Origin of the sequence: Streptomyces poriferorum (assembly GCF_019399235.1) — a bacterium.
GTDB lineage: Bacteria > Actinomycetota > Actinomycetes > Streptomycetales > Streptomycetaceae > Streptomyces > Streptomyces poriferorum.
The window spans coordinates 1-20443 of sequence record NZ_JAELVH010000137.1 but is presented as its reverse complement, the minus strand read 5'-3'; the positions used below and the strand labels follow the sequence as shown (position 1 = coordinate 20443).

The 20443-nt window shown below is 71.5% G+C and carries 16 protein-coding genes and 1 pseudogene; 8 read left to right on the top strand and 9 right to left on the bottom strand.

The features are described from left to right. Positions 1-29 precede the first annotated feature (29 nt). The 7 genes and pseudogenes from JGS39_RS22875 to JGS39_RS22845 all read right to left on the bottom strand — a co-directional run bounded on the left by JGS39_RS22875 (position 30) and on the right by JGS39_RS22845 (position 6393). Complete coding sequence (locus tag JGS39_RS22875) at positions 30-956, bottom strand: S1 family peptidase (protein ID WP_219571256.1); 927 nt, start codon at positions 954-956, stop codon at positions 30-32. 115 nt (positions 957-1071) lie between these two features. Next, positions 1072-1731, bottom strand: a complete 660-nt coding sequence (locus tag JGS39_RS22870) for a response regulator (RefSeq protein ID WP_219571255.1) — start codon at positions 1729-1731, stop codon at positions 1072-1074. Continuing rightward, positions 1728-2881 (bottom strand): annotated as a pseudogene (locus tag JGS39_RS22865) (sensor histidine kinase). Before JGS39_RS22865 ends, JGS39_RS22870 begins: the two are co-directional and overlap by 4 nt. Further along, positions 2878-3714, bottom strand: a complete 837-nt coding sequence (locus tag JGS39_RS22860; RefSeq protein ID WP_219571254.1) for a CPBP family intramembrane glutamic endopeptidase — start codon at positions 3712-3714, stop codon at positions 2878-2880. Before JGS39_RS22860 ends, JGS39_RS22865 begins: the two are co-directional and overlap by 4 nt. Before the next feature lie 193 nt (positions 3715-3907). Then, positions 3908-4777: an AraC family transcriptional regulator gene (locus JGS39_RS22855; protein WP_219571253.1), complete on the bottom strand. Its 870-nt coding sequence runs from the start codon at positions 4775-4777 to the stop codon at positions 3908-3910. 87 nt (positions 4778-4864) lie between these two features. Then, positions 4865-5713 (bottom strand): DUF3626 domain-containing protein, encoded by an 849-nt coding sequence (locus JGS39_RS22850; RefSeq protein ID WP_219571252.1) that lies wholly within the window; start codon positions 5711-5713, stop codon positions 4865-4867. Next, the gene (locus JGS39_RS22845) at positions 5713-6393 is read right to left on the bottom strand and encodes a methyltransferase domain-containing protein (protein ID WP_219571251.1); all 681 of its coding nucleotides are present in this window, start codon (positions 6391-6393) and stop codon (positions 5713-5715) included. The genes JGS39_RS22850 and JGS39_RS22845 overlap by 1 nt, the downstream gene beginning before the upstream one ends. Before the next feature lie 86 nt (positions 6394-6479). On the opposite strand from JGS39_RS22845, the gene JGS39_RS22840 reads away from it, so the two are divergent. From JGS39_RS22840 to JGS39_RS22825, 4 genes are all read left to right on the top strand, one after another. Then, positions 6480-6692: a DUF4287 domain-containing protein gene (locus JGS39_RS22840; protein ID WP_219571250.1), complete on the top strand. Its 213-nt coding sequence runs from the start codon at positions 6480-6482 to the stop codon at positions 6690-6692. Positions 6693-6781: 89 nt separating this feature from the next. After that, a complete protein-coding gene (locus tag JGS39_RS22835; protein ID WP_219571249.1) occupies positions 6782-7621 on the top strand; it encodes an arylamine N-acetyltransferase family protein in 840 nt (279 codons plus the stop codon). A 236-nt stretch (positions 7622-7857) separates the two neighbouring features. Further along, a complete protein-coding gene (locus JGS39_RS22830) occupies positions 7858-9069 on the top strand; it encodes a pyridoxal phosphate-dependent aminotransferase (RefSeq protein WP_219571248.1) in 1212 nt (403 codons plus the stop codon). A gap of 84 nt (positions 9070-9153) precedes the next feature. Next, positions 9154-9570 (top strand): SCO4983 family protein, encoded by a 417-nt coding sequence (locus JGS39_RS22825; protein ID WP_219571247.1) that lies wholly within the window; start codon positions 9154-9156, stop codon positions 9568-9570. 488 nt (positions 9571-10058) lie between these two features. Here the strand turns inward: JGS39_RS22825 and JGS39_RS22820 are convergent, their stop codons facing one another. Further along, positions 10059-11885 carry a phosphoenolpyruvate carboxykinase (GTP) gene (locus JGS39_RS22820; RefSeq protein WP_219571246.1) on the bottom strand — a complete coding sequence of 609 codons (1827 nt, stop codon included), beginning with the start codon at positions 11883-11885 and terminating at the stop codon, positions 10059-10061. Positions 11886-12094: 209 nt separating this feature from the next. On the opposite strand from JGS39_RS22820, the gene trhA reads away from it, so the two are divergent. The 3 genes from trhA to JGS39_RS22805 all read left to right on the top strand — a co-directional run bounded on the left by trhA (position 12095) and on the right by JGS39_RS22805 (position 15097). Continuing rightward, a complete protein-coding gene (trhA, locus tag JGS39_RS22815; RefSeq protein ID WP_219571245.1) occupies positions 12095-12796 on the top strand; it encodes a PAQR family membrane homeostasis protein TrhA in 702 nt (233 codons plus the stop codon). Between the two features lie 139 nt (positions 12797-12935). Beyond that, positions 12936-14453 carry a DHA2 family efflux MFS transporter permease subunit gene (locus JGS39_RS22810; protein ID WP_219571244.1) on the top strand — a complete coding sequence of 506 codons (1518 nt, stop codon included), beginning with the start codon at positions 12936-12938 and terminating at the stop codon, positions 14451-14453. Between the two features lie 11 nt (positions 14454-14464). Then, entirely contained in the window at positions 14465-15097 is a 633-nt protein-coding gene (locus tag JGS39_RS22805) for a TetR/AcrR family transcriptional regulator (protein WP_219571243.1), read from the top strand. A gap of 3 nt (positions 15098-15100) precedes the next feature. Here JGS39_RS22805 and JGS39_RS22800 read toward each other — a convergent pair whose 3' ends face one another. Beyond that, positions 15101-17122 carry a thioredoxin domain-containing protein gene (locus JGS39_RS22800; protein WP_219571242.1) on the bottom strand — a complete coding sequence of 674 codons (2022 nt, stop codon included), beginning with the start codon at positions 17120-17122 and terminating at the stop codon, positions 15101-15103. Positions 17123-17368: 246 nt separating this feature from the next. Between JGS39_RS22800 and JGS39_RS22795 the strand changes: the two genes are divergently transcribed. After that, on the top strand, positions 17369-20443 hold a 3075-nt coding region (locus JGS39_RS22795), incomplete at its 3' end, for a tetratricopeptide repeat protein (RefSeq protein WP_219571241.1).

The following is a 20443-nucleotide window of genomic DNA, read 5'->3' as shown; positions in this document are numbered from 1 at the left end:
CCCCACCCCTGTCCGCCCCCCTGTCCGCGTCACGGCTTGGGCAGCGCGCACCCTTCACGGCCGAGGTCGAAGACGTTGCCGGTGCCGATGCACGGCACGATGCCGTAGGTCTCCTGGGCGTAGTTGATGCCCTCGCGGACCGTCACCTGCCCGTTCTCGTCGACCTCGCACGGGTTGTTGTCCGTGCACTCCTGCCCGTCCTCGTTACCGGTGTTGTTGACGGCGACGACCTTGCCGGTGGCGTTGTCGATCACCGGCGAGCCGGACGTACCGCCGATGGTCTGGCAGGCGGAGGTGTAGCGGACCGAGTCCTTCCAGGTCCACTCCCCCTCCTTCAGGCGGTAGACGAACCCGTCGACGTTGCAGCTGTACGTGCGCTTCCAGTACCCGGACACGACGGTGATCGCGGTGCCCTGCACCGGGTGCGCCGTGTTGAGCTCCAGCGCCTTGATGCCGTAGGTGCTCTCGATCTGGGCGTACGTGGAGGTGAGTTGGTACACCGATATGTCGGTGTCCGTCATCGTCCCGTAGGCGATCTTGCTCGCCCGGACGGTTCCGATTCCACTGCCCGAGGCGTTGAGCAGGGTGAAGCTACGGGTGGACGGCTGGTTGAACACGACCTCGCCCGGGCCCGGGAACCCGGACTCCATGCAGTGCCCGTTGGAGAGCACGAGCGCGGGGTCGCCCGGCTGGGAGCCGGGCGTGCGGACGACCGATCCCGAACAGTTGCTGAGCGCCACCGTCCCGGCGAAGTTGACCGCCTTGGGCCTGACCTTCGCCCGGGCGGCCGTGTGGCCGGATGACGCCGCGTCCGCCGCGGTGCGGCTCGCGGCGGCCGCTGCCGCCCTGACCGTGCTGGGCGCTGCCACGTCGTGGCTTGTGGCCGCTGACGCGGGCGCGGTGCCGGCTCCGAGGAGCAGCACCGCGAAGAGCGCACCGACGAGAGGCTTTTTCATGTGGGGGTCCCCTCAAGTGACCTGCGCAGAGCGTGGGAAGCCTCTGCGACCGAAGTTCTTCCGGTTTTGACATGCGCATGGTGGCGCACTGAGGGGAGCCCCACAAGGGGCGAATTCAGGTCACCAGGCCCTGCCGGTAGGCGTAGACGACTGCCTGGACGCGGTCACGGAGCCCGAGTTTGGCGAGGATGCGCGACACGAAGGTCTTCACGGTCTCCTGACTGATCAGAAGGGTCACGGCGATCTCGCTGTTGGAGAAGCCGTCCGCGATGAGCCGCAGGACCTCCAGTTCACGCGGGGTCAGCGGAATGTCGTGCGGGGTACCACCGGTCGGCCGGATCCGGGCGGCGTACCGGCCCACGAGCCGGCGTGTCACCTCCGGGTCCAGCAGGGCGGCGCCCGTCTGCACGGTCCGGATTCCGTGCAGCAGGTGGGCCGGCGGCGCGTCCTTGAGCAGAAAGCCGCTCGCTCCGGCGCGCAGCGCCTCGTACACGTACTCGTCCAGGTTGAACGTGGTCACCACGAGCACCTTGGCGGGATGCGGCACCCCGGCACCGGCCAGCAGCCGGGTGGCCTCGATGCCGTCGAGCACGGGCATCCGGATGTCCATCACGACGACGTCAGGGCGCAGCCGGCCGGCCAGCTCGACCGCGGTCCGCCCGTCCCCGCACTCGCCCGCCACTTCGAGGTCGGGCTGGGCGTCGATGATCGTGGCCAGCCCGGTACGGACCAGGATCTGGTCGTCGCAGACCAGGACCCGGATCGGCGCGCTCATGCGGAGCTCCCCGAGGGTATGCGGGCCCGTACGACGAAGCCGCCGCCCGTCCGCGGGCCGGCGCTGAACTCGCCGCCCAGGACGTCGACCCGCTCGCGCAGCCCGGCGAGACCCCGCCCGCTGCCGCCCGGGCCCAGGGCCCGCGTGCCCGGACCATCGGTGCTGACCTCCACGGAGATCTCCCTTTCGCTGTGCCGCACGTGGACCGAAGTGAGGCTTCCCTGAGCGTGTTTGAGGGCGTTCGTCAGTGATTCCTGCACGACCCGGTAGGCCACGAGATCGGCACTGCCGGTCGACTCGGCCGGAGTGCCCTCCTCGGTGAACTCCACGGTCTGCCCGGCCCGGCGGGTCTGTTCCACCAGCGGGAGCAGCTTGCCGACGGTCGGCTTCCGCGCCTCGGCGCCGTGACCGGGGTTGAGGAGGTCGAGCAGATGCCGCAGGTCGGTGATGGCCCGCCGGCCGGTGTCGCTGACGGTGGTCAGGGTCCGGTCGAGGCGTTCGGGCGAGGCGGTCAGATAGCGCGCCGCCTCGGCCTGTACGACCATCGCCGTGACGTGGTGGGTCACGACGTCGTGGAGCTCCCGGGCGATGCGGGTGCGCTCGGCGGCGCGCGTGTCCTCGGCGACGCGCCTGCGGCGTTCGGCCTCCGCCCTGCGCGTGGACCGCAGCCAGGCCCCGGCGCCCCAGGCGAAGGCCAGCACCAGGTAGAACGTCACGAACTCGACGGGCGGTTCGCCGGTCCCGAACCTGAGGAGCACGAGCGACAGCGGCACGTACGCCGCGGAGAGCAGAAGCACGACGGCCCGCCGGTGCCGCTCCAGATACGATCCCGCGCTCAGCAGCGCGATGGGCAGTGCGACTCCCGCGACCAGGTGGTAGCCCCGGAGCTGGTCCACGGCGAAGCCGAGCGACACCAGGGCGACACAGACCACCGGCCACCGCCGGCGCACGGCGAGCGGGAGGCATTCGAGGGCCAGGACCCCGGCGGCCGGCGCGTCGAAGGAGTGGGCGGGCATCCCGCCGAACTGCGTCCCCGGCTGTGGAGCACCGGCACGAGCGACGCAACGAGGAGGAGCAGCCCGAGCGGGAGGTCGCGCAGGGCGACGTCGAGCCGGCGCCACTGCCCGGGAAGGCGCGGAGGACTGGTCACCGGGGAACTGTAGTGGTGTTCGCGCTCCGGACGGCCCGCCGGCGACGGGGGACCACATGACCGCGCCGGTGAGCCAGCCACATGAACACGGCGGTCATCACCACCCCGAACGCCACCGAGTACACGCTGCCTTCGGGACCGAAGGCACCTCCGGTGATCAGCTTGGGGCCCGAGGTCACGGCGTCCAGCAGTCCCTGCTGGGTGTCATTGCCCGAGACCTCCGTACTGAAGATGCCGGACGCGGCGAAGTTCCACCCGAAGTGCACACCGATGGGCAGCCACAGCGTGCGGGTGGCCGCGTACGCGGCGGCGAGCATGCCGCCGGCCTCGATCGCGATGGCGACGGCGCCCCACAGGTCGGCGTCCGGGTTGAACAGGTGTGCCAGGCCGAACAGCGCGCCCGTCAGCGTCAACGCGATCCAGGTGCCCGTGCGCTCCTCGACGAGCCGGAACAGGACGCCGCGGAACAGCAGTTCCTCCGTCACGGCGGCGGCGGCCATGAAGCCGATGAGACCGATCGCCCCCGTGACGGTTCCCAGCCCGTCGACTTCGTAGTGGCCCAGGAGGGCGATGTTCGCGATGACGGTCCCGAACAGCGCGACGCCGATCAGCACCCCGCGGCCGATGCCCGACACCGCCCCCTCCCGGGCCAGTTCGGTGACCGGTCGGCGCTCGGTCCGGCCCACCACACACCGGTACACGGGCACGGCGAGCACCGCCGTCAGAAGGCCGAGAACCAGCGTGAGCCATGGATTGCCGTCGACTGCGGCAACGCACTGACCTCCGATCATCGCGACCGCGACCAGGGCGGCAAGCTGCCAGACCACTCTCATGAGAACTCCTCAGCGGGACCCGCGGACGGTGCGCCGCGGCTTCGCTTCGACGCTACGGATCCGGCGCACGGGAGTCGTCACCGCACGGTGGACACCTGCGTGTAGCTCGCACGGGGGACGGCCTGCGGCCCGGGGCGCGTCCAACACGCCCTGAGCCGCCTGCCGTTCGGCCGGTCCACCGGCACCGGGCCCCTCAGGCCGCCGCGACCCGCTCCACCGGAATCCACAGCTGCGCGTCCGCCTGCGCCCCGTCGGGCGAGACGTGCACCCGCAGGATCTCCGGACCCGGCCGGCTCCGGTACGGATTGGACGGGAACCACTCCGTGAAGACGTCACGCCACAGGTACTGGAGCGCCTGCGGGAAGGCGCCCGAGCTGTCGAAGACGGCCCACGTGCCCGCCGCCACGGGGAGTGCGTCCATGTCCTCGGGTACGGGCGCCGAGCTCACCACCCCGTGGTAGTAGTCCAGTTCGGTGCCCTCCGCCCGGCTGTCGGCGAGATCGTCGCTCACCTGGACGATGCCTTCCGGCTCCTGGTCGGACAGGCCCTTGATGCGTTCCACGGTCTCTCCGCCGATGCTCCGGATGAACGTGGCGATGGCCGGGTTCACCCCCTCGTGCACCAGCGGAACGCGTGCCTTCCTGCCCACCACACGGAACTCCTCCTTCTCCACGATCCGGTATCGCATGCTGCTGGTCCCTTCCACGACGAGACGGAAGGACATCCGGGGCTGGGACCGCAACGCGGCCCCGGTACGCCTGGCCTCACCCGGACCGACACCGTGCACGGTCCGGAACGCACGGGCGAACGCCTCGCCCGAGGCGTAGCCGTACCGCACCGCGACATCCAGCAGCGTCCGGTCCCCGGCCAGCACCTCGGCGCCCGCGACCGTGAGCCGCCTGCGCCGGATGTACTCCGACAGCGGCATCCCGGCGAGCGCGGAGAACATCCGCCGCAGGTGGTACTCCGAGGTCATCGCGATCCTGGCCGCCTCGGCGACGTCGATGTGGCCGTCGAGGCGGTGCTCGACGTACTCCATGGCCTCGTTCAGCCGCTCCAGCACCCGGGCCTCCTTCCTTTGACGTCCACCACGCTAGGAAGAAACCACCCTGCCCCACCCGACATCCTGTGCCCGGTCCTGTCGGGTGCGTCAGCGGGGCGTGCCCGCCGGGGCGCCGAAGCGGGCCAGGCAGTGCCAGACCCTCTTCAGCGACTGAAGGTCGTGGCGCCCCGAGCGGGCTGCGGCACCGATGATCCGCGCGTCGAGGACTCCGTCCTCGGCGATCTCGGCCCCCAGGACGACGAACTCCTCGCCCCGGTAGTCGCCGTGCCGGCGCAGCTCCTCGACGGTCAGCCGGAATCCGGCATGCCACTCGGTACGGAACGGCAGGGCGCGGGCCGCCGCCTCCACCGGAGTACCTCGGTAGCACGGGTCGAGAACGAGGGCCTCGATGTGCCGGTCCAGCAGGACCGGGCCATGGATCTGGGCCTCGATGTAGTCGTCCAGCGCGTCCCGGTCGACGGCCTCGGCGAGGTCGATCAGATGCATCCCGGCCGCGACGCCGAAATCGGCGGGCTCGGCGGCACTGTCCGGAAAGCAGAAGGTGGTGCGTGGCAGGACTTCCGCCATCAGCCGCAAGTGGGCCGAGCCGAATCTCGGGGCTGCCCCCACAGCGGACCGCCGGAAGTTCAACGCCCCGTACACCGGGCGCTGTTCCCCTGGCACCTCGTCGTAGGCGCCGTCGAAGATGCGGCTCTCCCAGCGCCACCGGTCCCCGCCCGGATGCGCCGTGAGGCCGCCGTTGCTGGTTCCCGTCACGAACTGCGAGCGGTAGACGCCGTCCTGCGCCAGCGAGCCCAGTACGGTCCGGCCCGCCGCCTCTCGGTCGGGGTGGAAGTTCAGCGTCAGCCGCAGGGCGGTGTCGAGCGGCCTGCCCGAGGACAGGGAGGCGACATGGCTCAGCGCCCGAGCCCGGGGAGAGGGAGCGGCCTGCGGCATCAGGACCCCGCCGCCCGGCCGCCCACCCTTGCCGCCTTCAGTACGTCGTAGCCGACGAATTCGAACATCCGCTGCCCAGCAGTCAGTTCGCCCCCCTCGCCCGTCTCATCCGTGAAGCGGTGTGCGCCGACGCCGAAGCCCGCGTCCGGATCGGACAGCCACAGCCGCTCGAAGCCGCGTTCCTCGAACCAGTCGCAGACCAGCGGCACCCGGTCGGGTGCGTGGCGGTTGCGCGTCCAGACGACCGTGCCGCCGGTCCGGCACAACCGGGTGCAGGTGTCGATGGTGCGCTCGATGTCGGCGTCGACGATGTTGCCGAACACGCCGCAGACCAGCACGAGATCAGCCGGCGCCAGGTCGAGGTAGTGGTCGGTGAGCGACGCGTCGCCCGTCACCACCTCCACCTGAATCAGACCGGCCTCGCGGGCCGACTCGCCGGCGAAGGCGGTGTTTCCGGGGTCCAGCTCCACCAGCCGGGCAGCGACGTCGTCGCGCCGGGGGTGGTCCGCCAGCACGTCGACGAGGTCGCGCCCCTGGCCCGCGCACACACTGACCACCCGCAGCGGGCCGGGCGGCGCGGTGTCCAGAGCCTCCCGGATCCGGTCCTGGACGGCTCGCAGCCGCCGGGCCATCCATGAATCGGGGACGTCGTATGTGTCGTGCCATGCCTGCCAGTCCATGGCACGCGACCCTACGACCGGGGTGCTCGGCCCGTCATGCTGGTTTACGGCGGGCGGCTGTCAGACCCGGCTGCCAGACTTCCGTCATGACCGATGCAGTGAAGGGCCCCGCGAGCTATTTCCCGTCGATCGAGCAGAAGTACGGCCGTCCGGTCGCGGAGTGGAAGGAGCTCATCCGCGCCTCGCCGCTGACCAAGCACATGGAGATCGTGGCCTGGCTCAAGTCCGAGCACGCGATGGGGCACGGCCATGCCAACGCCCTGGTCGCCCACACCCTCGCCGAGGACAAGGACAAGTAGACGCGGTGCACGGGACCAGGACCTGAGGACCAGGACGTCACGGCTCCAGGAGGAGGCGTACGGCCGCTCCGGCTGCGTACCGTCGGAGCATGACTTCCGACCACGCCCCCGGCCACGCCCTCGATCTCGACGCCTACCTCGCGCGCATCGGCTGGAGCGGGGAGCGCGGGCCCACCCTCGCCGTGCTGCGCTCCGTGCACCGCGCGCATGCGCTGGGCATCCCGTTCGAGAACCTGGACCCCGTCCTCGGTACCGTGCCCTCGCTCGCCCTCGCCGACCTGGAGGCGAAGCTCGTGCGCAGTGAACGGGGCGGCTACTGCTACGAGCAGAACACCCTGCTCGCCGCCGCCCTGAGGGCGCTGGGCTTCGAGGTCACGTTGCTGTGCGCCCGCGTCGTGCTGGGCGCCGGCCCCGGGGACGTCCGGCCGCGGACGCACATGCTGATGCGGGTCGGGGTGCCGGGTGAGGCGACGCCGTATCTCGCCGATGTCGGCTTCGGCGCCGCGGGCTCGCTGCTGGAGCCGATCCCCCTGGTCGCCGGCGCCGAGCTGCACGACACCCCGCGCCACCACCGGCTCGTCCACATCCCGCACGCCGGGCCGCTGGAGCTGTGGGAGCTCCGGACGGAGACGGGCGAGGGGGCTTGGCAGGGGCAGTACGCGTTCACGGTGGAGCCGTTCGAGGCGCCCGACTTCGAGGTCATCAACTGGCACATCGCGACCAACCCGCGCTCACCCTTCGAGCATCTGCTGTACGTGCAGCGCACCACTCCCGAAGCGCATCTGTCGCTCACCGGCCGCACGCTCGTGGTGACGGCCGCCGACGGCAAGCGGGAGGAGCGGGAGCTGGCGGACACCGCGGAGGCGGTGAGCGTCCTCGCGGACACGTTCGGGATCCAGTTGCCGGAGGGCGCCCGGCTGCCGGAGTGACCCGGGCGGCGGCGACGGACCGCGGCGTGCCGTGGCGCATGTCACCCGGCCCGGTCCGTCACGTCCCCGTTCCACCCCATTCCAAGCCCCGGCCCGGCCCGCGCCCGGGGTTCCCACGGCCGGCGGGCGCGGGCACATGGCGATGGAAGCCGGGGCGGCGGGCGGACGGACCCGGGTGGGTCAATGGGCGCGGAAAGGCCGGGCGGCCCGCGAAACACAGTCGTAAGCTCGCAGACATGCAGGTCATCCAGTCCACGAAGCTCGCCAACGTCTGTTACGAAATCCGGGGCCCCGTGCTCGAGGAGGCGATGCGGCTGGAAGCAGCAGGTCACCGCATCCTCAAGCTGAACACCGGCAACCCTGCCGCGTTCGGTTTCGAGTGCCCGCCCGAGATCCTCGAAGACATCCTGCGCAACCTGTCCGGGGCGCACGGCTACGGCGACGCGAAGGGACTGCTGTCCGCGCGGCGCGCGGTGATGCAGCACTACCAGACCAAGGGAATCGACCTCGATGTCGAGGACGTCTACCTGGGCAACGGCGTCTCCGAACTGATCCAGATGTCGATGCAGGCGCTGCTCGACGACGGCGACGAGGTGCTCGTACCGGCTCCGGACTATCCGCTGTGGACCGCGTCCGTCTCACTGGCGGGTGGCACGGCCGTGCACTACCGGTGCGACGAGCAGTCGGACTGGATGCCGGACCTGGCCGACATCGAGCGGAAGATCACCGACCGCACCAAGGCGATGGTGATCATCAATCCGAACAACCCGACGGGTGCCGTCTACGACGACGAGATGCTGCGCGGGCTGACGGAGATCGCCCGGCGGCACAACCTGGTGGTCTGCTCCGACGAGATCTACGACCGGATCCTGTACGACGGCGCGACGCACACGCCGACGGCGGCGATCGCACCCGATCTGATGGTGCTCACCTTCAACGGGCTGTCCAAGAACTACCGGGTGGCCGGTTACCGGTCCGGCTGGATGGCGGTCTGCGGGCCGAAGGCACACGCCTCCTCGTACATCGAGGGGCTGACGATCCTGGCCAACATGCGACTGTGCGCCAACATGCCCTCGCAGCACGCCGTGGCCACCGCACTCGGCGGCCGGCAGTCGATCAACGATCTGGTGCTGCCGGGCGGGCGGATCCTGGAGCAGCGGGACGTGGCGTACGACCTGCTGACGCAGATTCCGGGCGTGACCTGTGTGAAGCCGAAGGGGGCGCTGTATCTCTTCCCCCGGCTCGACCCCAAGGTCTACAAGATCAAGGACGACCGGCAGATGGTCCTCGACCTGCTGCGGGCCGAGAAGATCATGGTGGTGCAGGGGACGGGGTTCAACTGGCCGGATCCCGATCACTTCCGGGTCGTGACCCTGCCGTCGACGAAGGACCTCACGGACGCGATCGGCCGGATCGCCCGCTTCCTGGACGGGTACGGGCAGGTGTGACCCGCGAACAGACTCTCGAACATGGACAACTTTAGACTGAATCCAAGCTAGGATGGTTCCCACAGCACCACCAGGAGGCCATCCATGTACGAGCCGATCCGCACCAAATCGGTCCACACACCGGCCGACCATGCCGACGACTTCCCGCACCGCACCCGCGAGGAGGAGCTGGACATCCAGCTCGCCGGACACCTGGCCGCCCTGCTCGCGGTCACCGACGAGCTGGGGCTGGGCGAGGCGGGCGACCGCATCGCCGAACAGGTCGCCCGCTTGCGCGGCGCACCGCCCGCCCGGCACGCCGGCCTGAGCGACGCGTCCGCGGCCACCCTCCACCGCCGCGCCCACGCCCTCGCGGGCCGGGCCCTGGTGGTGGCGGCGTCCCGCGCCGACACCGTGGTCGCGATCCTCTCGGCCGAACGTATGGACGCCCACACCGCAGCGGTCCAGGCCGCTGCCGCCGAATCCCCCGCCGCCCCGTCGCGGCTGGTCGGCGCCCTCTGACGGCCCCGGTCCACGTGCCGTAGCGGCGCGTGGACCGGGTGCCACCTATGTGCACGGCCGGTTCCGCAGGTGATGCGGGACCGGCCGCGCCCGTATGTCCGTCTGTCAGTGCCTGCCGCGCGTGTTCCGGAAGCGGACCATGGCGAAGCCGGCCAGCAGCAGCAGCAGCGCTGCCGATCCCCACGGTGGTGCTGCCGGTATCGGCGAGGTCACCCGGCCCGCCGGACGTCCCGCCGTGCGTGGGGCGCGGTCCCGGGCTCAAGGTCGGGCCGTCGGAGTGGGGCTCGGGCTCGGGTCACGCCCCGACTACGAACAGGGCCGGCCGGCCCGTGCGGCAAGGCGCACCCCGAAAAGGGAGCGGCCCCCGGAACCGCTGTCGGTTCCGGGGGCCAGGGCCGTGTTCGTGCACGTCCCTACCGCGGCGAGCCGTTGACCCCACAGGTCAGGGCGGATGTCGGGAGCCCGACCGCGGAGTTCGAAGGGGGCGGTCAGCCCAGGCGCTGGACCAGGGCCCGGTACTCGTCCCACAGTTCCTTCGGCGTGTGGTCACCGAAGGTGTTGAGGTGCTCGGGGACCAGCGCCGCCTCCTCGCGCCAGACCTCCTTGTCCACCTTGAGCAGGAAGTCCAGGTCGGACTCGGAGAGATCCAGGCCCTCGGTGTCGATGGAGCCCTTGGCCGGCAGGATGCCGATCGCGGTCTCGACGCCCTCGGCCTTGCCCTCCAGGCGCTCGACGATCCACTTCAGGACGCGGCTGTTCTCGCCGAAGCCGGGCCAGACGAACTTGCCCGCCTCGTTCTTGCGGAACCAGTTCACGTAGTAGATCTTCGGGAGCTTCGACTGGTCCGGCTTGTCCGCGCCGACCTTCAGCCAGTGGTTCATGTAGTCGCCCATGTTGTAGCCGCAGAACGGCAGCATGGCGAACGGGTCGCGGCGCAGCTCGCCGACCTTGCCCTCGGCGGCGGCCGTCTTCTCGGAGGCGACGTTGGCTCCGAGGAAGACGCCGTGCTGCCAGTTGAAGGACTCGGTGACCAGCGGGACGGCCGAGGCGCGGCGGCCACCGAAGAGGATGGCCGAGATCGGCACGCCCTTCGGGTCCTCCCACTCGGGCGCGATGATCGGGCACTGGCCCGCCGGGACGGTGAAGCGGGCGTTGGGGTGGGCGGCGGGCGTACCGGACTCGGGGGTCCAGTCGTTGCCCTTCCAGTCCGTGAGGTGCTTCGGGAGCTCCTCGGTCATGCCCTCCCACCAGACGTCGCCGTCGTCGGTGAGCGCGACGTTGGTGAAGACGGAGTTGCCCCACATGGTCTTCATGGCGTTGGCGTTGGTGTGCTCGCCGGTGCCGGGCGCGACGCCGAAGAAGCCGGCCTCGGGGTTGATCGCGTAGAGGCGGCCGTCCTCGCCGAACCGCATCCAGGCGATGTCGTCGCCGATGGTCTCGACGGTCCAGCCGGAGATCGTGGGCTCCAGCATGGCGAGGTTCGTCTTGCCGCAGGCGCTCGGGAACGCGGCGGCGACGTACTTCGACTCACCGCGCGGCGGCGTGAGCTTCAGGATCAGCATGTGCTCGGCCAGCCAGCCCTCGTCGCGCGCCATGACGGAGGCGATGCGCAGCGCGTAGCACTTCTTGCCGAGCAGGGCGTTGCCGCCGTAGCCGGAGCCGTAGGACCAGATCTCGCGGTCCTCGGGGAAGTGCGAGATGTACTTGGTGGAGTTGCAGGGCCACGGGACGTCCTCCTGGCCCTCCTCCAGGGGTGCGCCGAGCGTGTGGACGGCCTTGACGAAGAAGCCGTCGGTGCCGAGCTCGTCGAGGACGGCCTGGCCCATGCGCGTCATGGTGCGCATCGAGACGGCCACGTACGCGGAGTCGGTGATCTCGACGCCGATGGCGGAGAGCGGCGAGCCGACGGGGCCCATGCAGAAGGGCACGACGTACATGGTGCGGCCGCGCATGGAGCCGCGGAAGACGCCCTTGTCCCCCACGAAGATCTCCCGCATCTCGGCGGGGTCCTTCCAGTGGTTCGTCGGACCGGCGTCCTCCTCCTTGGCGGAGCAGATGAACGTCCGGGTCTCGACGCGCGCGACATCGCTCGGGTCGGAGGCGGCGTAGTAGGAGTTCGGGCGCTTGATCTCGTCGAGCTTGGTGAACGTGCCCTTGGCGACGAGCTCCCCGCACAGGCGCTCGTACTCGGCCTCGGAACCGTCGCACCACACCACACGGTCCGGTTCGGTGAGGGCTGCGATCTCGTCGACCCAGGAGACGAGCTCCTGGTGGTTGGTGGGGACAGTGAGGGGAGCCGCGATGTCGCGCGCCACGATCGCTCCTTGGTGAGGGTGTCTGTTTGGTAGGCCCCGTGGGGGCTGCGACCCGGATGCTTCTACCCCTTCGAATTCCCTGGCGCTCATCCGGTGCCGACCGCACTCATTTGATCATCCGACCGTTCCGCCCATATGTCCAGGGGGCCGCCCACGTGAGCATCGCCACTCGTATCCGATACCTACGGAGGCGTAGGTACGATGCGGTAATGACTGCTGCTGCCGCCGCCGCACCCGAACCCGCCGCACTGGAACCAGCCGGAATCGTCGATGCGGAGATCAAGCCACGCATGCGCGGCTGGCTGCACGCCGGCATGTTCCCGGCTGTCGTGATCGCGGGCATCGTCCTCATCGCCCTGGCGGACAGCACCCGCGGGCGGATCGCGTGCACGATCTACATCGCGACGGCGTGCCTGCTCTTCGGCGTGAGCGCGGTCTACCACCGCGGTACGTGGGGGCCGCGCGGCGAGGCCGTACTGCGCAGGCTCGACCACGCGAACATCTTCCTGATCATCGCGGGCACCTACACCCCGCTGACCCTGCTCCTGCTGCCCGAGTCCACGGGCACCCCGCTCCTGTGGGCGGTCTGGGCGGCGGCGGTCGCGGGCATCGCCTTCCGGGTCTTCTGGGTCGGCGCCCCGCGCTGGCTCTACACGCCCTGCTACATCGCGATGGGCTGGGCCGCGGTCTTCTTCCTGCCGGACTTCATGCGGACCGGCGGGATCGCGGTGCTGGTGCTCGTCGTGGTCGGCGGGCTGCTCTACAGCGCCGGTGGCGTCATCTACGGCATCAAGCGGCCGAACCCGTCACCGCGCTTCTTCGGGTTCCACGAGGTCTTCCACTCGCTGACCCTCGCGGCCTTCGTCGTCCACTACGTCGGCATCTCGCTGGTGGCCTACAACCACAACTGAGCGCCCCCGACAGAAGGGCCGCGGCTTTCGAGCCGCGGCCCTTTCGCATGTCCGGGCGCGGACAGCCGGACCATATATTGACACTCACAATCTTTTGAGAGTTACTGTCACTTGACTTCAACTATCAAAGGAGTGAGACATGGACCGGCGCTGGTGGGCCCTGGGGGCCCTGGTGGCGAGCATGCTCGTCCTCGGATTCGACATGACGATCCTCAACGTGGCGCTGCCGACCATGGCCGGTGAGCTCGGCGCCACCACGGGCGAACAGCAGTGGATGGCCGACGGATACGTCGTCGTGTTCGCCGCGCTGATGCTCCCGGCGGGCCTGCTCGGCGACCGCTTCGGACGCCGCCGGATGCTCATCGCCGGCCTCGGCGTCTTCCTCGTCGGCTCGGTCATCGGCACCCTGGCCGACGACGTGCCCACCGTGATCGCCGCCCGCTGCGTGATGGGCGTCGGCGGCGCGCTCGTGATGCCGCTCGCCCTGGCCGTACTGCCCTCGCTGTTCGGTGAGCCCAAGGACCGGATCAAGGCCGTCGGCATCGTCTCGGCCGCCTCCGCGCTCGGCATGCCGCTCGGCCCGATTCTGGGCGGCTGGCTGCTCGACCACTTCTGGTGGGGCTCGGTCTTCCTCGTCAACATCCCGATGGTCGGCATCGGCATCGCCGCCTGCGTGTTCCTGCTCCCCGAGACCCGCGACCCCTCGGCCCCCGCGGTCGACGTGGTCTCCACCGCCCTGTCCGCGACCGGCCTGGGCGCCCTGATCTACGGGGTCATCGAGGCACCGGGCCGCGGCTGGGGTGACCCGCTGGTCCTGGCCGTACTGGCCGCGGGCGTGATCCTGATCGCCGCGCTCGTTCTGCGCGAGCGCAGGTCCGCCCGCCCGATGCTCGACATGGCCCTGCTGCGGCAGCGGACCTTCCTGCTGAGCGCCCTCGCCTCGACGCTCGTCATGTTCGCGCTGGCCGGGCTGATGTTCATCCTGCCCGGATACCTCCAGGCGGTACTGGGCCACGACGCCTTCGGAACCGGTGTGCGGATGCTGCCGATGATGGGCGGGCTGATCGTCGCCACCAGGGCGGGCGGCCCGGTCAACGCACGTTTCGGGGCCCGCGCCACGATGTCCGCCGGACTCGTCGTGCTCGCCTTCGCCGCACTGCTCGGCAGCCGTACGACAGCCGGCAGCGGATACGGATTCACCGCCCTCTGGCTCACCATCGCCGGTGCCGGCTTCGGCTTCGCCGTCGTCCCCGCCATGAACGCCGCCCTCGGCGCCCTGCCCCCGGACCGTGCGGGGAGCGGGTCGGGGCTGCTGATGACCGTGCGCCAGACGGGCAGCGCCCTCGGGATCGCCCTGCTGGGCAGCCTGCTCGCCGGGGCCTACAGCGGCCGGCTCGACACCGCGGGTCTGCCGGCCGCAGCCGCGGACACGGCCGGGGACTCCGTCGTCGCCGCCCACGCCGTCGTGGCACGGCTCGGGGCGCAGCGGCTCGCGGAGTCCGCCGACGCCGCGTACATCCACGGCATGAGCCTGGTACTGCTGGTCGTCGGTGCCACCGCGCTGGTCAGCGCCCTGCTCGTCGGGGCGTTCCTGCCGGCCGCCGAAGCGGAGCGGGAGGAAACCGCGGACGTGGCCGCCGCCCCCATCGATGCCTGACAATGGCAACCATGGCCGCCACCTCCCGTACCCCCTCCTTCACCGCACCCGAGGCGCAGCCCCCGATGGGGCTGCGCGAACGCAAGAAGCTCAAGACACGGGTCGCGATCCGGCAGGCGACGTACCGCCTCATCCAGGAACAGGGCTACGAGGCGACCACCATCGAGCAGATCGCGGAGGCGGCCGAGGTGTCGCCGAGCACGGTGTTCCGGTACTTCGCGACCAAGGAGGACATCGTCCTCACCGACGAGTACGACCCGATCATGGAGGCCGTGCTCCGCAGCCGCCCGCTGGACGAACCTCCGCTGGAGTCCCTGCGGCTGATGATGCGCGAGGCGCTGACGTCGTTCGCCACCGCGGAGGACGAGGAACTGCGCCAGCGCACCCGGCTGATGGTGGAGGTCCCCGCCATCCGCTCCCGGATGACGGAGACCATGTCGGACACGGCGAAGGTCCTCTCCCAGGTGCTCGCCGACCGCACCGGCCGCAGCGCGGACGACCTGCGGATCCGGGTCTTCATCGCGGCGGTGCTGGGTGCGCTGCGCGAGGTCGCGCTGTACTGGGGCGAGCACGGCCAGGAGGGCGACCTGATCACGATGATCGACGAGGCCCTGACCGCGCTGGAGGGCGGCCTGCGGCTGTGAGCCTCAGCCGCCGGCGCCCCTGAGCGCCTGCGCCAGCGCCTCCGGGTCCGTCGTCGGCGCGTCGCAGACGAAGTGCCTGCACACGTACGCCGTCGGCGCACCGCCCAGCATCGGGCGCTCCGCCAGCAGCGGGAACTCCGACCCCGCCGTCTCACCCGCCGCGACGACCGCGCCGGGCGCCTGCCCCAGCAGGGCCGTACGGTGCAGCGCGCCCCCGACCGGCCCGGCGACCGCCACCTCGCGCGGCCCGTCGAGCAGCGCCTCGGCCACCGCGAGCCCCCAGCCGATGAACCGCGGCGCGCGCGGCCCCAGCGCCTTCACCACACCCAACGCGCCTTCCGCGGAGGTGCGGTGGGGCTCCGATCCGGTGTAGGCGGCGTACGAGAGCAGCGCACCGGCCGCCGCGGTCCAGCCCGCCGGGGTCGCGCTGTCGGTGGGGTCCTGCGGACGGCGGATCAGCTGCTCGGCGTCGTCCGCCGTGTCGTACAACTGCCCGCCCTCGCCGGTGAAGTGCTGGAGCACGATGTCGGTCAGGAAGCCCGCGAACTCCAGCCAGGTCCCCTCTCCGGTGACGGCTGCCAGGGCCAGGAAGCCCTCCGCGACATCGCCGTAGTCCTCCAGCACCCCGGCGTGCGCGCCGGCGCGGCCGTCCTTCGAGGTACGGACCAGCCGGGCGACCGGCCCCATGTGGAGCCGCACCAGCAGGTCCGCCGCCTCGGTGGCGCGCTCGATCAGGTCGGGCCGGTCGAAGTAGGCCCCGGTCTCGGCGAGCGCGGCGATCGCCAGCCCGTTCCACGCCGCGACGACCTTGTCGTCCCGGCCCGGCCGCGTACGCAGCTCCCGGGCGGCGAGCAGCCGGGCCCGCACATCGGCGGCGCGGGCCTCGTCGGTCGCGTCTGCACGCGGGAGCTGGAGCACCGAGGAACCTTCCTCGAAGGTGCCCTCCTCGGTCACCCCGAAGAGCTCCGCGGCGAACACGGCGTCCTCCTCGCCCAGCACCTCACGCAGCTGCGCGGGCGTCCAGACGTAGTAGGCACCCTCGACGTGCTTCCCGTCCGCGTCCTCGCTGTCGGCATCCAGCGCGGAAGCGAAGCCGCCCTCGGCCGTGCGCAGTTCACGGACCATGAAGTCGGCGGTCTCCAGGGCGATCCGGCGGGCGGACTCCGATCCGGTGGAGCGCCACAGATGGGCGTACACGCGGCAGAGCAGCGCGTTGTCATAGAGCATCTTCTCGAAGTGCGGGACGACCCACTCACGGTCCACCGCGTAGCGGGCGAAGCCGCCGCCGAGCTGGTCGTAGATCCCGCCCCTGGCCATCGCCTCACAGGTGTCGGCCGCCATCTGCAGTGCGCCGTCCGCCCCGGTGCGGGCGTGGTGGCGCAACAGGAACTCGATGGCCATCGACGGCGGGAACTTGGGCGCGCCGCCGAAGCCGCCGTGCTTCTCGTCGTACTCCCGGGTCAGTCCGAGCAGCGCCTGCGCGAGCTCCGCCTCACCGGGCAGCCCGTCGCCGCCGTGGTCGAGGGTGCGCTCGGACAGGTCGTGGACGATGCGCCCGGCGACCTCGCCGACCTCGTCCCGGCGGTCGGTCCAGGCCGCCGCCACCCCTTCGAGCACCTGCCGGAACGACGGCAGGCCGTGCCGGGACTCGGGCGGGAAGTACGTACCGAAGTAGAACGGTTCGGCGTCGGCGGTGAGGAACACGGTCATCGGCCAGCCGCCCTGCCCCGTCGCGGCCTGCACCGCCTCCATGTACACGGCGTCGACGTCGGGCCGCTCCTCGCGGTCGACCTTGACCGGCACGAAGTGCGCGTTCAGGTACTCCGCGAGCCCGGCGTCCTCGAACGACTCGTGCGCCATCACATGACACCAGTGGCATGCGGAGTAGCCGACCGACAGCAGAACGGGAACATCGCGCCGTCGTGCCTCTTCGAAGGCCTCCGGCTCCCATGGCCACCAGTCGACGGGGTTCTCCGCGTGCTGGAGGAGGTACGGGGACGTGGCCTGCGCGAGTCGGTTGGACATGCCCCCATCCTTGCGCACCCGCCTCCACCCCGCGCATGCGCCACGGGGCGGCGCCCGAACGGGGTAAGGGCCGGCCCGGGCTCTGCCGTCCTCCGGATGCCACCCCGCGCTCCGCCTCCTCCACGGGGCCGGCGGCGCAGTCTCGCGGACTCCCTGTCGCGCGCCGGTCCCAGGCGGGAGACTGGTACCTCAGGCGGCCGGATGCCGGACCGCCGAAAGGGCAGGGACCGAGGGGGACTTATGCGGATGCGGGACAGCCACCGGGCGGAAGCCGAACGGCTGTTGGCACGGGCCGTGGAGGAAGAGGTGCGCCGCTCCGGCGGCCGGACCGATCCCGGCACGCTGATGGCACGCGGCCGCGCCGCGCTCGACTCGCTGGCGGCCGGGGCGGGCGAGGAGTACGACACGTACACCCAGGCGCTCGACGTCGAGACGGCCGGGCAACAGCCGCTTGCGCGACGGTTCAGCCGGGCGACGCTCGGAACGCCGTTGCTGGTCACCGGGGTTGCCGCCGCTGCGGCCTTCGGCGCGGATGTGGCGCTCGGTACGGCGTCGGGCCTGGCGCTCGGCGCGGGCGCAGTCGTCGCGGTCGCCGGCGCCACCGCCACCGTCGCCAAGGTCACCGCCTCGCACTGGCCGGCCGCGCACCGCCGGGCCGGGGCCCTCGGGCAGCCCGGCGGGACGGAGCAGCTACGGCTTCAGTGGCTGACGGCGCTGGAGGTACGGGGCATCCGCCCGTTCATCGACCAGCAGCGAATGCTGACGGCCTCGTCCCGCACCCCGGCGAAGAAGAAGGCCGCTGCGGAACGGACCGCGCCCCAGCTGCGCGGCGGGGACCGGAGCGCGGCCGCGCGCATGCGTGCGGTCCTCGATCAGTCGTTCAGTCATCTGCCCTCCTCCGAGGGCGGGTTCGCGGGCCGGCGGGCCGAACTGGCGCAGATCACCCAGTGGGTGCACGCGGCCCGTGCCTCGACGGAGACGAAGCCGACCGTCGTCGTCCTGCACGGACCGCCGGGATCCGGGCGCACCACCCTGGCCGTGCGGGCGGCGCACAGCCTGAAGGACCAGTTCCGGGGCGCGTGCGTGGTAGATCTGCGCGGCGGCGCCGACGACGAGCCGCCGCTGCCGACCCGGGACGCGCTGCTGCATCTGCTGAACCGGCTCGGCGCCCCCCGCGAGCAGCTGCTGTTCCGGGACAGCTCCTCCGCCGAGCAACAGGTGCGCCGGCTCAGCGAGCTGTACCACCAGCACCTGACCGGCACCCCGGTGACGGTCGTGCTCGACGACGCGAGCGATGCCGAGCAGGTCCGCACCCTGATACCGGAACGCTCGGACAGCCTCGTCCTGGTCACCGCCCGTGAACCGCTCGGTCTCCCGGGGTCCCTGCCGGCCCGGGTCCATCAGCTGGAGGTCGGGGCGCTCGACCCCGCGGGTGCGGAGGAACTGCTGCGGGAGGTGTCGAAGGAGGACGGGGAGGGGCCGTACGACTACCCGGCCGGCGAGGCGATCACCGAGCTGTGCGGCGGGCTGCCGCTGGCGCTGCGGGTCGCGGGCTCCTCGCTCGGGGCGCGTACTCCGAGCACGCTGGCGGCCGGCCTGGCCGCGTACGGACCGGTCCCGCCGGTCGAGCGGGCCCTGTGGCTGCGCTACACCGACCAGTCCGAGCAGGCGCGGCGGCTGCTGCGCCGGCTCGCGCTGGCCGGTCGTGCCAGCCTCGGCGCCGCGGCGGCCGCCGCGCTGCTGTCGGCCGACGAGCAGGAGGCCGGACGGCTGCTGACCGCTCTGACGGAGGCCGGGCTGCTGGACCATGTGCGGGGCTCGCGCTACCGGCTGCACGATCTCGTACGGGGCTTCGCCCTGGCCCGGCTGAACGACGAGGAGGAGGCCGCGGACCGGACGGCCGCGCAGGAGCGGCTCATCGCGAACTACGCCGAGCTGGCGGGCTCGGTCATCCGGATGGTCGACGGCAAGATGTCCACCCGGGCCGGGCAGTTCGGACCGCACGGGTTCGGCTCGCTCGACGCGGCGCTGCGCTGGCTGGACGACGAGTCGAGCTTCATCACGTCCGCGCTGCGGCACAGCGAGGGCGTCGACCAGGGCGCGGTACTCGACCTGCTGGGCGCGCTGTGCGACTACTGCCTGCTGCGTGGCGACCTCTACCGGCTGGGTGAGATAAGCGAGTTGACGCAGGCCGTCGACCAGGGGCTGCTGGAGCGATCGGTGCAGTGGCGGACCGGGATCGCGGCCCGTCAGCTCGGCGAGCTGGACAAGGCCCGCACCACGCTGTCGTCCGTCGTCGGCCTGTACCGCGAGGCGCAGAACGACTCGGGTACGGCGCTGGCGCTGTGCTCGCTCGGCATCACCCTGCACCACCAGGGCAACCTGACGGAGGCGGCGGCGCGGCTGCGCGAGGCGATCGAGCTGCAGGCGTCGGCGGCCCAGGCGGAGGACCGGGCCTGGTCGCTGCACGCGCTGGCCGCGGTGGAACGCGACCGGGCCCACCTGGCCGAGGCGCTGGAGCTCCTGGACACCGCTCTGGTCCTGCACCGCGAGGGCGAGTCGCTGCACGGGGAGGCGTGGACGCAGTTCCAGCTGGGTCAGGTGCGCCTGCGGACGGGCGATGTGGAGCGGGCCGAGACCGCGCTGCGTACGGCCCTGGATCTGTACGGGCGGACACGGGACGAGCGGGGTTCGGCGTGGGCGCTGACCCAGCTGGCCCGGGCCCGGCTGATGGACGGCGATCCGGCCACCGCGGTCGAGCAGCTGAACGCGGCGCTGGCCCGTCACCGCGACAGCGAGGACGCCCGCGGCGAGGCGTGGACGCTCTACTACCTGGGCCAGGCCCTGGAGGAGGCCGGCGACACCGATCAGGCGGTACGGCAGCTGGAGCGGGCCCGCACGATGTTCTCCCGGATGCGGGACGTGTACGGGCTGGCGTGCGCCCGCCACCACTCGGGGCGCGTCACCCGCGACCAGCGGGCCGCCCAGACGGGCAACCTGCGCAATTCGGGGTTCGCCCGCCAGCTGCTGGCCGACGCGCGGGCCGACTTCCGCCGCATCGGCGTCGCCCACGGGGAGGCCTGGACGGCTCTGGAGCTGGCCCTGGTCGACGCGGGCAACCAGCGCGCGCCGCAGGCCCTGGAACTGTGCGGTGAGGCGGCCGCGCTGTTCGACTCGTACGGCGACGCGCGTGGCGCGGACTGGGCCCGCTTCCTGCGCTGCACGCTGCTGCCGCCCGGCGAGGCGTACGGCGACGCGCGTGGCGCGGACTGGGCCCGCTTCCTGCGCTGCACGCTGCTGCCGTACGCCTCGCCGGGCGGC